Raw genomic sequence first — 14950 nt, forward strand, 5'->3', positions numbered from 1 at the left:
AGGGTCGCCGACGCCCGGCCGGCGGCCGGGCCGCGGTAGTCGCCGTGGTGCGGACGAGGACGATGCGATGACCGGCGTTGCGGCTGCGCAGCTGGGGGTGGACCGGATGCGCTATGCGGTCAATCGATCATTTCCTTCATTCGTCCGTGAATGATTGACGAACTCCTGAGAAAGCGCTTTCATGATTGGGCTGCACCATCCCCCGCATCCCCGATGGAGTCGATGTGACGCGCAACCCTTCCGCGGTGAAATCCTGGTTCCTGGCCGCCCTCGCCGTGCCGGCCCTGACGTCGGCCTGCCTGCTGGCGACGGCGGGTGCGTCGGCGGCGGCGGTCACACTGCCGCCGACGCCGTCGGCGTGGGACTACCAGATCGGTGGGGCCTACGCGCCGCCGTCCGGGGTCAAGATCGTGAGCCGGGACCATTCCGACTCGGCGGCGAGCGGGCTGTACAACATCTGTTACATCAACGCTTTCCAGGTCAACGAGGGTGACGACGGCGAGTGGGCGAGTGACCTGCTGCTGCGGGACGCGAACGGGAACACGGTCGTCGACCCGGACTGGCACGAGGCGTTGCTCGACCTCCGCACGGCCGACAAGCGCTCCCGGGTGGCCGCGCAGATCAACGGGATCGTCGACTCCTGCGCGGGCAAGGGTTTCCAGGCGATCGAGCCGGACAACTACGACAGCTACGAGCGGTCGAAGAACCTGATCTCGACGGCGAACGCGCAGGACTACATCAAGCTGCTCTCGAGCCACGCGCACGCGAAGGGGCTGGCGATCGCGCAGAAGAACACGGTGGACCTGGCCGCGAACCGGGTCGCCAACGGGCTGGACTTCGCGGTCGCCGAAGAGTGCGGGCAGTACACGGAGTGCGACGTCTACGCGAACGCGTTCGGGAACCGCGTGGTGGACGTCGAGTACACGAGTTCGGGCCTGAGCAAGGCGTGCGCGTCGTGGAAGGGCAAGATCAGCATCGTCCGGCGGGACGAGGACGTCGTCCCGGCGGGTGAGTCCGGGTACGTCCGGAAGACCTGCTGAGCGACCCCGGGCTCACCCGGCTACGAGGCGGCTGGTGAACGGCGTCACCGGCCGGTCGAGCAGCTCGCCGTCCACCTCGATGTCGACGATCTCGTTGTAGAACGCGACGTGGTCCTTGATCGGCCCGGCGGCCGGGATCGGGGCCGGGTAGGCCCACGCCGCGTTCGGCACGTCCGGAGTGGACCAATAGCGGGCGGTTCCCTTGTAGGACGTCACCGATCAATCGGGAAAGGGTTTGACAGCAACAAATGTGTCCAGGCCGGGTGGCCGGCGGGTGCGACGGAGAGGCGCCGGTTTTGCCGGAGAAACGGCACGGAGATCGGGCCCTCCGGGCGTACCGGTACCGGCGACCGGGCCAGGGAAGCCGGGCCGGCTCGACGCGGGCGCTCAGCTCAGGGTCGCGCACAGCAAGTCGCGGCCACCACCGCCTCGGCGGTATCGACGCCTCGCCGACTACGGGCGCACCCAGCCGACCTGCTACGAGTTCAAGGGCGCCGGCCTCGGCAAGGGCAAGTGTGTCTGGAACGACGCCGCCTCGGCGAAGAACAACACCACCGGCCACACGATCTTCCTCTATTTCGCCGACACTCACTTCGTCCTGAGCGTCGGGCAGTCGCTCAACATCAACAACCGGGACACCTCGCACAAGTTCATCGCCAATTAGCGCCGCCGACCAGGTCCGGGCAGTCAGCCTCTGTTCGTGTCCGGACCTGGTCGGCAGAGCCTCGCTGAAGGTGACACCGTGATCGCGACCGGCCCCGCGAGACAGGTGTTCAGTCCCGCGGCGCGTCTTCGATCGTGCCGACCTGCTCGAGGTCGTCCGGTGCGGGCATGTGCCGGATGCTCTCGCCGCCCTTGTGGTCGTGCGCCTTGGTGTACCGGGAGTCCAGCACCTTGCCCAGCTTGTGCGCCGCGCCGGCGTACGCGTCGTCGACGGTGGTGGCGTGGTGGGTGACCGCGACCGGCTGCTTGCCGCCGGGGCGGGCCTCGATCACGCACTTCTTGTCTTCCGGCTTGCCGCCGCCGTCCTCGCTGAGGTGCACCTCCACCCGGGTCAACCAGCCGTCGAACCGGGAGAGGCTGGTCTCCAGGTCGGTGGTCACGAAGGTGGCCAGTCCTTCGCCACCGTGGACGTTGTGGTCGGTGTTGACCTGGATCTGCACGAGCACCCTCCAAAGCGGGACATCGATGATCTCGTGGCAGTACCACGAGGACGGCCTGCTCAAACCCGGTGACGCCCGGTGCAGGTCAGAGCAGTCCGGCGGTGGCGGCGTGCGCGGCGGCCGCCGCCCGGGACGTCACGCCCAGCTTGCCGCGGATGTTCGACACGTGGCGGTGCGCCGTGTGGGCGCTGATGCCGAGCCGGCGGGCGATCTCCTGGTCGCTCAACCCCTGCGCGACCAGGCGCAGCACGTCGAGTTCGCGGTCGGAGAGCTCGTGCCGCGGTGAGCCGGCCCGGCGGGCGCGCCGGCCGGCGCCGAGGAACTCCCGCACGGGGCGGACCAGCGCTTCCACGTCCCCGCGCCAGGGCAGGTGGTCGGTGCCGTCGAGCGGGACGAAGGTGGCGCCCGGGATGCGGGCGGCGACGTCCTGGCCCAGCGCGAACGGGATCGCGCGGTCGTCGCGACGGTGCAGGACGAGGGTCGGCACCGTGATCGTGGCCAGCCGGTCCCGGACGTCGAACGCGTACACCGCCGCGAGCGAGCGCTCCGCCTTCTCCGCCGTCAGGCCGGCGCGCTGGAAACGGACGAACTCGTCGCGTTCCGCCGGGGTCGCGGTCGGCAGGAAGAGGTCGGCGAACACCCGGGAGCCCACGCCCCAGTGCCGGCCGACGAGCGTCACCAGGGAGTCCCGCGCGTCCGCCGTGGCGATCTCGGTGCCGCGGGCGTAGCTGCCGTAGAGGACGAGCCGCTCCACGCGGTCCGGGTGGGCCGCCGCGTACGCCATCGCGGCGCAGCCTCCGGACGAACCGCCGAACAGGGTCACCTTCTCCCCGGCCGCGTCGACGACGGCGCTCAGCGCGGCCACTTCGTCGGCGAGCGAGGTGATCAGCGGCCCGGCGGGGTCGGACATGCCGACGCCGGGCCGGTCGTAGCGCACGAGCGTGAAGTGGTCGCCGAGCAGCCCGCTGAACCGCCGGAACAGCGCGTTCCGCCAGTCCAGCTCGAGGTGCCCGCACCACCAGCTGCCGACGACGAGGGGCGGGCCCGCGCCGGTGGTGGCCCAGGCGACCGGGCGATCGCCCGCGTCGGTGAACCGCACGGCTTGGTCTTGCTCCGGCATTTCCCCAGCTTAGGCCGGTCCACGCGCCGGCGTGGCCCGTTCCGGCCAGCACCCGGAATGGCACGAGCGGGTGATGCGGTGGGCGGGCGGCGGCTGGTGTGCTGCGTCGCATCAAGTGGTGCGGAGGAGGAACGATGGCCGGAGGGGACGACGTGGGGGCACGGGACGGGTTCGGGGAGCGGTTCGGGGCGGCGCTGTACGACCCGTTCCTGCGCCGGGGGGAGCGGCTGGGCCTGGCCGGCCGGCGCGCGGAGCTGCTGCGACAGGTACACGGACGGGTGGTCGAGATCGGGGCGGGGACCGGGCTCAACGTCCGGCATTACCCGCCGACGGCGGAGGTCGTGCTGAGCGAGCCCGTCCCGGCGATGTACCGGCGGCTCGAGAAGCGTGTGCGGGGCCACGCCGGGATGCGGCCGGTGCGGGCCGGTGCCGACGCGCTGCCGATGGCGGACGCCAGTGTCGACACGGTCGTGTCGACACTGGTCCTCTGCACGGTGCCCGACGTCGATCGGGTGCTGGCCGAGCTCGTGCGGGTGCTGCGGCCGGGTGGTCGGCTGCTGTTCCTGGAGCACGTGCGTGCGGAGGACCCGAAGCTGGCGCGGCGGCAGACGCGCCTGGCGGGGCCGTGGGCGGCGTTCGCGCAGGGCTGCCGGTGCGACCGCGACACCGTCGCGCTCGTCAAGCAGCGGTTCGACATCGAGGACCTGAGCACGGCGAGCTGGCGCGGGATGCCTTCGGTGGTGCACCCGCTGATCATCGGGACGGCGACGCCTACCCGCTGACGTCCGTCGCCCGAGCGTTCCCGGCACCGAGCGGCCAGAATGATCCTCATGGCAGATTTCGGGATCACCCGCGTCGGCGTGGTGGCGCACCCGCGGAAGCCGGTGCGCGACTCGGTCGACGTGCTGGTCTCGTTCGCCGAGCGGCACGGGGTCGAACTGGTGGTGCGGGAGACCGACGCCGCGCAGGTCGGGGCCGGGGTGGCGGTGGTGTCCGACGCCGGGTTCGCGGCCGGGGTGGACGCCGTCGTCAGCCTCGGCGGGGACGGGACGATGCTAGGAGCGATGCGGCTGGCCGTCGAGCGGCCGGTGCCGGTGCTCGGGGTGAACTACGGCAACGTCGGGTTCCTGGTCGAGATCGCGCCGGCCGAGCTGGCCGGCGCGATCGAGCGGGTGCACGCCGGGGACTTCGAAATCGAGCCGCACAGCTGCATCGCGCTGGAAGAGGGCGACGCGGCCGCGGTCGCGTTCAACGACGTCGTCGTCGGCGGGGCCGAGCCCGGCGCGACGGTGGAGGTCGACCTGCTGGTCGACGGCGCGCAGTTCGGGTACTACCGCTGCGACGCCCTGATCCTGAGCACCCCGACCGGCTCCACCGCCTACAACTACGCCGCCGGCGGGCCGGTGATCTCCCCGGCGGCGGAAGTGCTCGCGGTGACCCCGGTCGCGTCGATGTCGGGCGTCAGCCGCTCGATCGTGCTGCCGGCCCGCGACGTCGTCACGCTGCGTGGGACGACCCGCAGTGCGCCGCCGATGCTGCGCGTCGACGGGAACGCCTGGCGGCCGCTCGAGCCCGCCACCCCGCTGACGGCGACCCTGCGCCCGGACGCGGCCCAGGTCGTGCGCCTGGACCCCGGCCGCCACGCCCGGCGCAGCCGGGTCAAGCTCAGCCTTCTCGACCTGCCGCTGCGTCCCGAGCAGATGGCCGAGCTCCTGCCCACGGACATGCGCGAGGACCTGGCCCGCCTGCGCGAACGCCGTCAGCTGCCGGAGCGCTGAACCGACCTCGCCGCCCGGCCACGAGTGTCCACTTCGGACCGTGGTGCGCCTTCAGTTCGTGTGGGTGACTGTCAGGGCGTGGATGACCACTTCGCCGTAGTTGGCGTCCGAGCACGGCGCGGACTTGTCGCAGTTGGCCTGCGTGTACGCGCCGGCTTTGAAGTAGGCGCCGCTGAACTTCTGGGAGATCGTGGTCTGCAGCGTGCCGTTGTAGTACGCCTTGACCTTCCCGCCCGAGACGACGTACTTGGCCTCGAACTCCGTGCCGAGCTGGTAGGTGCTGGTGACGAGCTTGTAGTGGGTGTCGTCGCCCTTGGTGACGTAGAGGTTGCCGCCTTCGAGGCGGAACACCGTCAGGTCGTCGTCGGAGCCGTGGATCTGGCCGGCGACCACCTGGTTCTTGTCCTCGGGCAGGTGCGTGATCGCCTCCTTGACCACCATCGTGTGGGTGCCCGAGGTCGAGGACCAGTTCGCGTTCTTCGACCCGTCGGTCTCGCGCAGTTCCGAACGCGGGTAGCCCGAGCCGCTCGTGGTGACGCCGTTCACCGCGGCCCGGAACCGCACGCCGGTGCAGTCGGCCGTCGTGGTGAACCAGGGGTCGGCGCGGTAGGTCGCCAGTTCGGGCTGCTTCACGTTCTTCGGGTTCTCGGCCTCGCCGATCGGCAGGCCTTCGTACCAGTTGTGCAGGTCCAGGACGTCGGCCGGATAGGTGCAGGACGCCGCGGCCGGGCCGCCCGGCGCCGCGATCGCGGCGCCGCCGCCGGCGAGCACCGCCACGGCACTCAGGATCGTCGCCACTGTCAACCCGCGCTTGACCGTCATCGGTTCCCCCTGTGTATGCGGCTGTGGACGCATCGTAAGTTTCCGTCGCCGAAGACGTCAACGGCGTGATCTTCCGACGGTCAGAGGTTCCGGAGCCCGGCGACGTAGATGTCGGCTTGGCGGCGGGCCGTGGGTTTCCAGTCCGGGACGTCGGGCAGGCCTTGCGCCAGCAGCGCGCCGAAACCGACGATGTCGGCTCTGGTCACGTCGGGCCGGATCGTGCCGTCGTCCTGCCCTCGTTCGAGGATCGAGCCCAGCGTCCGGTGGGCATCGTTGCGGAGCGCGACGGTGGCCTGGTCGCCGGGGGCCGGGCCGCCGTGCATCGGCAGCACGAGGTCCCGCCCGTGCTCGATGGTCCGCTCGAGGAAGAAGCGGATCCCCTCGAGCGCCGGTCCGTCGAGGGCCGCGGCCCGGCGGGCGGTGTCCAGCACGAGCTGGAAGGACCGGTGCGTCAACGCGCCGAGCAGCGCTTCCCGCGAGGGGTAGTGGCGGTACACCGTCCCGACGCCGACCCCGGCGTCCGCCGCGATGGTGGCCATCGGGACCGCGGTCCCTTCCCGGCGGACTGCGACGGCGGCGGCCGCCAGGACCCGGTCGCGGTTGTCGGCCGCGTCCCGTCGTGGCCCCCGGCGCCGGACGACCTTGTCCTGTTCTTCGGTCACGGCACCGATCATCGCAGCTCGACGGTCCGGGGGCGCCGTTGACAGGCCGTTAGACGGACGATATCGTCCGTTTAAGGCATACGAGTGCCGGGAAGAAGGACCTCCGTGACGTTCACCGTCGACCCTCAGGTCGCCGCGATCCTGGCGCCGGTGGCCGAAGCCATGGCCGACGCACCGCACCCCGCCGTGGGTGACGTCGCCACCCGGCGGGTCGCGCTGGAAGCGATGATGGCGCAGACCGCGGCGCTGCAGCCCACCCCGGCCGACGTGACGGCCACCGACTTCCACGCGGTCGCCGCGGACGGCGCGAAGGTGCTGCTGCGCTGGTACGCCAAGGACGGCGCCGCCCCCGGCCCGGCCGCGTTGTACCTGCACGGCGGCGGGATGATCCTGGGCAGCGTCGCGCTCTACGACGCGCCGATCGCCCGGTACGTGTCCGCGAGCGGGGTGCCGATGCTGGCCGTCGACTACCGGCTCGCCCCCGAACACCCCGATCCCACCCCGATCGAGGACGTTTACACCGGGCTGCGGTGGCTGCACGAGCACGCCGCCGAGCTCGGCGTCGACCCGGCCCGGATCGCCGTGATGGGCGACAGTGCCGGTGGCGGCCTGGCCGCCGGGGTGACGCTGCTGGCCCGCGACCGCGGCGGACCGGCGGTGGCGCGCCAGATCCTCGTCTTCCCGATGCTCGACGACCGCACGACGACGCCGGACCCGGAGCTGGTCCCGTTCGCGACGTGGACCTACGAGGACAACGCCACCGGGTGGACGGCGCTGCTCGGTGCCCGGGCCGGCGGCCCCGACGTCTCGCCGTACGCCGCCGCGGCACGGGCCGCCGACCTCTCGGGTCTGCCGCCGACGTACATCGAGGTCGGCCAGCTCGACATCTTCCGCGACGAGGACCTCGACTACGCCCGGCGGCTCGGCGTGGCCGGGGTCGACGTGGAGTTCCACCTGCACCCCGGGGTGCCGCACGAGTTCGAGACCTTCGCCTGGGACACCGACGTCGCCCGCCGCGCGGTCGCCGATCGCCTGCGTGTCCTCGGTTCCCTCTGACCGTCCCTTCGAACGGAGCCACCCGATGAGCATGGCCTACCTCGCCCAGCCCGAGCAGCAGCAGAAACTGGAGTGGCTCGACGGCGGCACGCTGTCGATCCTGCTCGACAGCGCGGCCACCGACGGTCAGCTGATGGTCGGCCGGTTCGACGTCGAGAAGGGCGAAGCGCCGCCGTTCCACCTGCACACCCGGGAAGACGAGGTGTTCATGCTCATCAAGGGCACCGCGCTGGTCTGGGTGGGGGAGGAGGAGATGGAGCTGGCGGAGGGCGGCATCGTCTTCCTGCCCAAGAACATCCCGCACGCCTACCGCATCACGTCCGCGAAGGCCGACCTGCTGGTGATCAACACCCCGGCGGGCATCGAGGGCATGTTCCGCCACGCCGGCCGCGACCGCGCCGAGCCCCGGCCCGACGGTTTCGAGATCTCCCCGGACCGGATGGCCGAGGCGGCCGAGAAGTTCGGGAACGTCATCGTCGGCCCGCCGCGCTGACGCCGATCCGCTGCCGACCGGCACCGTGATCCGGACCGACCCGGGCCGCCGGGGCCGGGACGGCGTCCCAGCGGTGTCCCACGGGGGTGGCGTTCCCGCTGGTCCGGTGGGGTGGGACTGTCCCGGCGTCCCGAGTCGGTCGCTGACCGCGACCGGCGGGGGCGGGCACTGCCAGCCTGCTCGCCATGCAAAGACTCGCTCTGGTCGTCGCGGTGCTGCTGGTGTTCCCCGCCGCGGCCGCTGCCACAGTCGCGGCCGAACCCGTTGCGGTGTGCGGGCACACCACCGCCCAGCCGACCCTGCAGCAAGGGTCGACCGGCACCGAGGTCGCCGAGGCGCAGTGCGAACTGAACCTGGCGACCAAGGCGAGCAAGTACACGCCCATCGGCGCGGACGGCTCCTTCGGCGCGGCCACCGACGCTCGGGTGCGCGTGTTCCAGCGGTGCGCCGCGCTGAGCGTGGACGGCCAGATCGGGCCGAACACCTGGACCGCGCTGAACTCGTGGGCCGCGCGGCCGAAGAAGTGCGCCACCCAGGGCACGGCGGACGCCGCGCAGAGCGTGGTGTGCGGCCTCTCCACGGCCCGCCCGACCCTGCAGAGCGGTTCCACCGGCACGGACGTCAAGGAGCTCCAGTGCCGGCTGAACCTCGCCATGGAGCCGGGGCACTACCCGCCGCTGACGGTGGACGGCAACTTCGGTGACGGCACCCGCAACCGGGTGATCCAGTTCCAGCACTGCGTCAACGCCAGCGCCGACGGCGTCGCCGGGCCCACCACGTGGGCGAAGGTGGCCGACTGGTCCAGCCGCAACGCCTACTGCGTGCCGCCGAAGCCCGCGGGACGCCCGATCGACGGCGTCGACACGGCGAAGTACCAGCACCCCGGCGGCGCGCCGATCAACTGGGCCGCGGTGAAGGCGTCCGGTGTCGAGTTCGCGACCGTGAAGGCGACCCGCGGCCTGAACACCACCGACGAGTACCTGGCCACGGACCTGCCCGCCGCCCGCACCGCCGGCCTGGCCGTGGGGCCGTACCACTTCTACACGGGCACCACGGCCGGCACCGGCGGCGCGCAGGCGGACCGGTTCATCGCCGCGGTGCGGGCCACCGGGTACACCGGCAAGCGCGCCGGTGACCTGCCGCCCGTGTTCGACCTGGAGTGGAAGGACGACGGCTCAGGCGGCTGCCCGCCGTACGTCACCGTCGCCGACGCGAAGGCGTGGCTGGACAAGGTCCAGGCGGCGTTCGGCCGGACCCCGATCATCTACACCCAGAAGTCGTTCCTGGACGCCTGCCTGGGCGGCACCACGGCGTTCGCGGCCTATCCGATGCAGCTCGCCGACTACCGCCAGTCCGTCACGCAGCCGTCGCTGCCCGCCGGGTCGAGCACCTGGCTGATGTGGCAGTACACCGACGCGGCCATCCCCGACGGCATCCCCGCGCCGGCGACCGGGGACGTCTTCAACGGCACCCAGGCCGATCTCGACCAGCTCGCCAACCGCTGAATCCCGCCGGAAATCCCCGCTAGGAAAGGACGAGAATGAGTCTCCCCATGAGCCGTCGCACGCTGCTGCGCAGCGCGGCGGTGATCGGCACCGCCGTGGCGGTCAGCCCGCTCCTGCTGCCGGGCATCGCCCAGGCGTACCCGTGGTCCCGCACCCTGGCCGAGGGCAGCACCGGCGCCGACGTCACCGAACTGCAGATCCGGGTGGCGGGCTGGGCGGCCGACTCGGCGAGCCACAGCCGGGTCTCGATCGACGGCGAGTTCGGCCCCGGCACGGCCGCGGCGGTCCGCCGGTTCCAGGCGGCCTACGGCCTGGGCGCGGACGGCGAGGCCGGCCCGGCCACCCAGAGCGCGCTCAACGCGCTGGAGCAGAGCGACGGGTCCACCGCGCACTTCAACTTCAGCGAGTTCACCGACCGGGTGAGCGGCACCTTCAACGGCGGCAAGGTCAGCGCGGCCACCGCCAAGGAGAACGCCCGCCGCTGCATGTACAAGCTGGAGGCGGTGCGCAAGAAGCTCGGGAACAAGCCGATCACGGTGAACTCCGGCTTCCGCAGCATCGCGCACAACGCCGAGATCGGCGGCGCCAGCGACAGCATGCACATGTACGGCACCGCGGCCGACCTGGACGTGCCGGGCGTGGCCAACAAGACCGTCTACCAGAAGGCCGAGACCAGCGGGTTCTCCGGCCTGGAGACCTACAACACCGACCACCAGCACGTGGACAGCCGGGCCGACCTCGGCCGCGCGTGGTGGTGGGAGAACGGGACGGTCTGACCGGCGCTGGGGGTCTGACGCCGGAAACCCCTCTCCCCGGGGGTTTCCGGCGTCAGGATCTTGTGCTCGGGCAGCCCGCAAAGCCGTGCCCCGGGCGGCTCGGCGGGAGTTTCGGCGTGCCGCGCGTCGACCTCGTCCGGCCGCCCTTCGGGGAGATCGCGGCCGGGCCGTGACCCGGGCGGCTCGGCGAGAACGAGCACCGGCGCCCGCGCTCAGTGCGACCGGGGGTCCTGGAGGGCCGCCGAGCAGGACGGCCAGTCGCGGAAGTCGTGGTGGGCGCTCCACAGGCGGTGCGCCGCGTCGATGTTCCAGACCGGGTCGAACGCCTGCCGCGGTGTGCCGCCCAGGTCCAGCAGGCGGGCGTCGGAGATCTGGAAGATCCCCCAGTTGCGGCTGCCGTTCGTGTTCGGCAGCACCCACAGCGGATCGAGGAACGAGGCGCAGCGGGCGATCGCGACCGCGGTGTCCGGCGCCTCGGTGAACACGGCCCGGATCCGCTGCTCCACCACCGGCCCCGGCCAGGCCGCCAGGCTGGTCCGGCGGTCGTACAGCGCGTTCTTCGTGGCCTCGTCGACGACGCCGCGCGCGGGCAGGCCGGCCATGACCTGGAACGCGGTGACCCGGCGCAGCGTCTCCGGGCCGAACGAGCCGTCGACCGAGAGCCGCCCCTGGGCCGCGACCAGCAGGTTCTGCACCTCGGTGACGCACTCGTCGTGCTGGCCCATGCTCACCGGCGGCTGACAGGCCGGGGAGAAGAGCACCCGGTCGGCGTAGCGGCCGGGGGGCGGCTCGGACCCGTCGGCGGTGACCCAGACCAGGCCGCCCGCCAGCAGGATCATGATCGCGATGGCCAGGGCCGCGTACCCGCGTCTGCGTCGCGGTGTGACGTCCGCAGCGGGGGCCGGCGGCGCGGTCGCGGGGACGACCGGCGCCTCGGCGTGCCCCTCCTCGACCCGGCCGGCGTCGGCCAGGGCCCACAGCTGGTGCAGTTCGCGCAGTTCCTCCGCGGACGCGCCGCAGACCTTGGCGAACGAGTGGACCACGCGGTAGTCGGCGGGCACGCTCTGGCCCGAGCAGTACCGGTGCAGGCTGGAGCCGCTGGCCCCGGCCCGCCGGCCGAGACGTTCGTATCCCTGCCCGCTGCGGTCCTTCAACATGCGCAGGTAGGCAGCGAACTTGTCCACGTGCAGGGTCACGGTCACTGGTACACCTCGCTCGGGCGAATGACGGACGGAAGCTAGCACCGTCCCGCCGGAAGCCGGGCGGAAATTCACGGATTGGGCCACTCGGCGGCTCACGGTCCGGCCATGTGGTGGTCACCGCCCGGGGCTCAGTCCCCGGGACAGAGGTGCAGCGCCAGGACGTTCCCGCCGGACACCCGGACGTGGACCCGGGCGATGCCGAACCCGGGACCGGTGGCGACGCGGAAGTCGGCGCCGGCGTTCTCCCGGTTGCCGAACCCCGCGTCGGGGAGGGTGAAGGTCGCCGTCTTCCAAGTGCCGGTGTTCGTGTTCGTCACCGGGGCGCTGCCCTGGTACGGCTCCCCGGTCGAGTCGTACTGCACGTTCCACGTCCCGGTGCCCTGGTCGAAGTAGTCGACGTCGATCGTGGCCGTGTAGGCGGAGCCGCCCGGCACGAGGTCGTTGGTGACGCCGAAGTACAGGTAGCCGTTCAGCGTGGTGCGGGCCGAGCGCCCTGCGACGGTGCCCGCTTCGGAGCGGCCGTCGTCGTTGTCGAGCCGCTGCAGGCCGCACTCGGCGTCGGTGGCGCCGAGGGTGTCGCACACGGTCGCCGCGCCGTCGGCCGCGGGCACCGTCACGCCGATCGTGCTCCCCGGCAGTGCCTTTCCGGTGGAGTCGGCGAAGCTCACCGGCACGGGGTGGCTGCCCTGCGCCGCGTCGGCGGCGACCGCGACGGTGACCGCCTGGCTCGTCCCGGGGCGCAGCACGCCTGACGACGGCGTCACGGTGATGCCCGCCGGGGGGTTCGCCGTCCAGCGCACGGGACCGGCGCGGCCCCCGGCGTCGACCACGCCGACGGTCGCCGGGAACGACGTGCCCTGGCCCGTGACCACCCCGCCGCTCGGGCTGGTGTAGCCGATGGCGGGCGCCTGACGGTCCTGATAGGACGGTGGGGCGGCCCCGGCGGCCGTCGCCCAGGAGGTGTTGGGCTGCGCCGAAAGCGCGAAGGTCAGCTTCGCGCCGGACCGCAGCGCCGTGTCCGGCAGGACCGTCTTGTCCCACCGCTTGCCGTCGAGGGTCAGACCCGTGACGTACGGGTGATCGTCGGCCGCGGCGGGGGCGTCGATCGTGATCGCGCGGCCGTTCGCCAGGTGGATCACGGCCTTGGGGAACAGCGGGCTGGCGAACGCGAGGTCGGTCGTGCCCGGCGTCACCGGGTAGAGCCCGAGCGCGGCCCACACGTACCAGGACGACTGCGCGCCCAGGTCGTCGTTGCCCGGCTCGCCGTCCGGGGTCGCCGAGAACAGCTGGGTTTCGATGCGGCGGACGACTTCCTGGGTCTTCCAGGGCTGCCCGGTGTAGTCGTAGAGCCAGGGCGTGGCGAAGTCGATCTCGTTGCCGGACCACTGGTTCGGCAGGTTCGGCCCGGTGTTGAGCAGCCGGAAGAACGCGTCGGCCCGCTGGTTGACGGCGTCGCGGCCGCCCATGGCCGTGATCAGCCCGGCCATGTTCTGCGGGACGAGGTAGTTGTACTGCGCGGCGTTGCCCTCGTCGAAGCCGTCCTGGCCGAACTGGCCGGGTGGTGGCGCCACGAACCCGGGCCCGGCGGGGAAGGCGCCGGTGCTGTCCTTGGGCCGCAGGTAGCCGGTGCCGCCGTCGAAGACGTTCTGCCAGTTCTGCCCGCGCGCCGCGAACGCGCCGGCCGTGTCGCCCCGGCCGAGCGCGCCGGCGAACCGCGAGATCGCGAAGTCGTCGATCGCGTACTCGAGGGTCTGCGACGCGCCTTCGCGCACGTGACCCAGTTCGGCCCGGTCGTTGGGCACGTAGCCGTAGGCCTGGTAGTCGGCGACGCCTTGGCGTTCGAGGTACGGGAACCCGGCCGGGGCGGGTGTGGTCGCGCCCTTCAGCAGGTACGTCAGCGCGGTGCCGGTGTCGAAGTCCCGGGCGCCGAAGGCGTGCAGCGACGCGAGGAACGGGACGACGTTGTCGCCGTTCATCACGCCGGACTCCCCGTTCATGACGGGCCACTTCGGCAGCCAGCCGAACTGCTCGGCGTCGTTCACCAGCGACTGGGCGAGGTCGCTGCCGACGTCCGGCAGCAGCAACGCCTGCAGCGCGGCGAGGCAGCGATAGGTGTCCCACAGCGAGAAGTTGGCGTACTGGACGCGCTGGCGACCGCTCACCGCGTGGATCTTCGCATCGAAGCCCGGGTAGCGACCGTCGACGTCGCTGAACGTCGTCGGGTACAGCAGCGAGTGGTAGAGCGCGGTGTAGAACGTCCGCAGCCGGGCGTCCGTGCCGCCGCCGACCTGGATGCGCGCGAGGACGTCGTCCCACTGCGTGCGCGCGGAGGCTTGGACCGGGCCGGGGTCCCAGCCGGGGATCTCGGTCATGTTCCGCTGGGCGCCGGCGGTGTCGACGAAGGAGATCGCGACTTTCGCGTGGACCGTCCGGTTCGCCCGGGTGTCGAACGTCAGGTAGCCGCCGGAGTGCGGGCCGGAGACGTCGATCGAGGAGCCCGGCGCGCCGACCGTCGTGCCGTCCCAGCCACCCGCCGTCGTGAACGGGCGGTCGAACCGCACCGAGAAGTAGATCGTGTACTTGTTCTGCTTGCCGCAGAAGTCCCCGGTGGTGGCCGAGCCGGTCACCTCGCGGTCGCCGACCGTCCGCAGGCCGGCGGCCTGGTTGCCGTTGAGGCTGGCGCCCGCTTTGACGAGCACCCGCGCCCGGTCACTGGCCGGGAAGGTGAACGCGGCGAGGCCCGTGCGGGTCGCGGAGCTCAGGTCGACGCGCACGTCCGAGTCGGCCAGCGTCACGCTGTAGGCCCCGGCTCGGGCCGTTTCGGTGCTGTGGGAGAACGTCTCGGCGCGGTTCCACGGCGCGGCGCCGACGTCACCCACCACCGGCAGGATCGGCACGTCGCCGAACTGCCGGCAGCCGACCGAGGCGTGCGTCAGGCTGAAGCCGCTGATATGCGTGCTGTCGTAGGAATAACCGGCGTACGCGCCGGGGGTGTCCGGGCTCCACTGGAGCATGCCGAACGGCACCGCCGGGCCGGGGAAGTTGTTGATCTGCCCGACTTCCGCGCCGCCGGTGCCCGTCCCGATCATCGGGTCGACGTACTGCGCGGGATGCGTCACGAGCGGCACCGGTTTGGGGGTCACGGGGGCCGCGGTGGCCGGCGTGGCGACGCCGAGCGCGAGCAGGATCGCGGCGGGGAGCGCTTTCCACGACGCTTTCCGGGACGGGGATCGGCGCACGGCAAGCCTCCGGAATCGTCGGCATCGCGGTCAGGCGGCGCCTCGAAGTGTCGGCATTTCTCCCATATCTGTCAATACCGCTCACGCCGTAGGG

General features: G+C 72.0%; 15 protein-coding genes. 8 read left to right on the plus strand and 7 right to left on the minus strand.

From position 1 onward, the window contains the following. Positions 1-245 precede the first annotated feature (245 nt). Positions 246-1040 (plus strand): endo alpha-1,4 polygalactosaminidase, encoded by a 795-nt coding sequence (locus OG570_RS29865; protein ID WP_326952456.1) that lies wholly within the window; start codon positions 246-248, stop codon positions 1038-1040. A gap of 12 nt (positions 1041-1052) precedes the next feature. Here OG570_RS29865 and OG570_RS29870 read toward each other — a convergent pair whose 3' ends face one another. Then, entirely contained in the window at positions 1053-1256 is a 204-nt protein-coding gene (locus OG570_RS29870; protein ID WP_326952457.1) for a DUF427 domain-containing protein, read from the minus strand. Between the two features lie 58 nt (positions 1257-1314). Here OG570_RS29870 and OG570_RS29875 point away from each other — a divergent pair, with 58 nt between their 5' ends. Then, positions 1315-1704 carry a hypothetical protein gene (locus OG570_RS29875; RefSeq protein WP_326952458.1) on the plus strand — a complete coding sequence of 130 codons (390 nt, stop codon included), beginning with the start codon at positions 1315-1317 and terminating at the stop codon, positions 1702-1704. Positions 1705-1813: 109 nt separating this feature from the next. On the opposite strand, the gene OG570_RS29880 is transcribed toward OG570_RS29875, so the two are convergent. Both OG570_RS29880 and OG570_RS29885 read right to left on the minus strand, forming a co-directional pair. Continuing rightward, complete coding sequence (locus tag OG570_RS29880) at positions 1814-2203, minus strand: HPF/RaiA family ribosome-associated protein (RefSeq protein ID WP_326952459.1); 390 nt, start codon at positions 2201-2203, stop codon at positions 1814-1816. Between the two features lie 85 nt (positions 2204-2288). Continuing rightward, positions 2289-3323, minus strand: a complete 1035-nt coding sequence (locus OG570_RS29885; RefSeq protein ID WP_326952460.1) for an alpha/beta fold hydrolase — start codon at positions 3321-3323, stop codon at positions 2289-2291. Between the two features lie 134 nt (positions 3324-3457). On the opposite strand from OG570_RS29885, the gene OG570_RS29890 reads away from it, so the two are divergent. Both OG570_RS29890 and OG570_RS29895 read left to right on the plus strand, forming a co-directional pair. Next, a complete protein-coding gene (locus OG570_RS29890) occupies positions 3458-4105 on the plus strand; it encodes a class I SAM-dependent methyltransferase (RefSeq protein WP_326952461.1) in 648 nt (215 codons plus the stop codon). A 48-nt stretch (positions 4106-4153) separates the two neighbouring features. After that, positions 4154-5101, plus strand: coding sequence for an NAD(+)/NADH kinase (locus tag OG570_RS29895; protein ID WP_326952463.1), 948 nt, complete (start codon positions 4154-4156; stop codon positions 5099-5101). A gap of 51 nt (positions 5102-5152) precedes the next feature. Here the strand turns inward: OG570_RS29895 and OG570_RS29900 are convergent, their stop codons facing one another. Continuing rightward, complete coding sequence (locus tag OG570_RS29900; protein WP_326952464.1) at positions 5153-5923, minus strand: polysaccharide lyase family 7 protein; 771 nt, start codon at positions 5921-5923, stop codon at positions 5153-5155. A gap of 80 nt (positions 5924-6003) precedes the next feature. Further along, complete coding sequence (locus tag OG570_RS29905; RefSeq protein WP_326952465.1) at positions 6004-6585, minus strand: TetR/AcrR family transcriptional regulator; 582 nt, start codon at positions 6583-6585, stop codon at positions 6004-6006. A 105-nt stretch (positions 6586-6690) separates the two neighbouring features. Between OG570_RS29905 and OG570_RS29910 the strand changes: the two genes are divergently transcribed. The 4 genes from OG570_RS29910 (at position 6691) to OG570_RS29925 (ending at position 10415) form a co-directional block, all read left to right on the plus strand. Then, on the plus strand, positions 6691-7641 hold the full coding sequence (locus OG570_RS29910) for an alpha/beta hydrolase (RefSeq protein ID WP_326952466.1): 951 nt from the start codon (positions 6691-6693) through the stop codon (positions 7639-7641). A 25-nt stretch (positions 7642-7666) separates the two neighbouring features. Next, positions 7667-8134, plus strand: a complete 468-nt coding sequence (locus tag OG570_RS29915; RefSeq protein WP_326952467.1) for a cupin domain-containing protein — start codon at positions 7667-7669, stop codon at positions 8132-8134. A 185-nt stretch (positions 8135-8319) separates the two neighbouring features. Continuing rightward, complete coding sequence (locus OG570_RS29920) at positions 8320-9639, plus strand: GH25 family lysozyme (protein ID WP_326952468.1); 1320 nt, start codon at positions 8320-8322, stop codon at positions 9637-9639. A 47-nt stretch (positions 9640-9686) separates the two neighbouring features. Further along, the gene (locus tag OG570_RS29925) at positions 9687-10415 is read left to right on the plus strand and encodes a D-Ala-D-Ala carboxypeptidase family metallohydrolase (protein ID WP_247052953.1); all 729 of its coding nucleotides are present in this window, start codon (positions 9687-9689) and stop codon (positions 10413-10415) included. Positions 10416-10627: 212 nt separating this feature from the next. Here the strand turns inward: OG570_RS29925 and OG570_RS29930 are convergent, their stop codons facing one another. Together OG570_RS29930 and OG570_RS29935 are read right to left on the minus strand one after the other, a co-directional pair. Continuing rightward, complete coding sequence (locus tag OG570_RS29930) at positions 10628-11617, minus strand: helix-turn-helix domain-containing protein (protein WP_326952469.1); 990 nt, start codon at positions 11615-11617, stop codon at positions 10628-10630. A gap of 128 nt (positions 11618-11745) precedes the next feature. Continuing rightward, complete coding sequence (locus OG570_RS29935; RefSeq protein ID WP_326952470.1) at positions 11746-14856, minus strand: GH92 family glycosyl hydrolase; 3111 nt, start codon at positions 14854-14856, stop codon at positions 11746-11748. Between the last annotated feature and the right edge of the window lie 94 nt (positions 14857-14950).

Origin of the sequence: Amycolatopsis sp. NBC_01286 (assembly GCF_035982555.1) — a bacterium.
Classification (GTDB): domain Bacteria; phylum Actinomycetota; class Actinomycetes; order Mycobacteriales; family Pseudonocardiaceae; genus Amycolatopsis.

Bases quoted from the DNA above. Each gene is read 5' to 3' on its own strand.
- OG570_RS29895 (WP_326952463.1), top strand. From the start codon at position 4,154: ATGGCAGATTTCGGGATCACCCGCGTCGGCGTGGTGGCGCACCCGCGG.
- OG570_RS29915 (WP_326952467.1), top strand. From the start codon at position 7,667: ATGAGCATGGCCTACCTCGCCCAGCCCGAGCAGCAGCAGAAACTGGAG.
- OG570_RS29925 (WP_247052953.1), top strand. From the start codon at position 9,687: ATGAGCCGTCGCACGCTGCTGCGCAGCGCGGCGGTGATCGGCACCGCC.
- OG570_RS29885 (WP_326952460.1), bottom strand. From the start codon at position 3,323: ATGCCGGAGCAAGACCAAGCCGTGCGGTTCACCGACGCGGGCGATCGC.
- OG570_RS29900 (WP_326952464.1), bottom strand. From the start codon at position 5,923: ATGACGGTCAAGCGCGGGTTGACAGTGGCGACGATCCTGAGTGCCGTG.
- OG570_RS29920 (WP_326952468.1), top strand. From the start codon at position 8,320: ATGCAAAGACTCGCTCTGGTCGTCGCGGTGCTGCTGGTGTTCCCCGCC.
- OG570_RS29890 (WP_326952461.1), top strand. From the start codon at position 3,458: ATGGCCGGAGGGGACGACGTGGGGGCACGGGACGGGTTCGGGGAGCGG.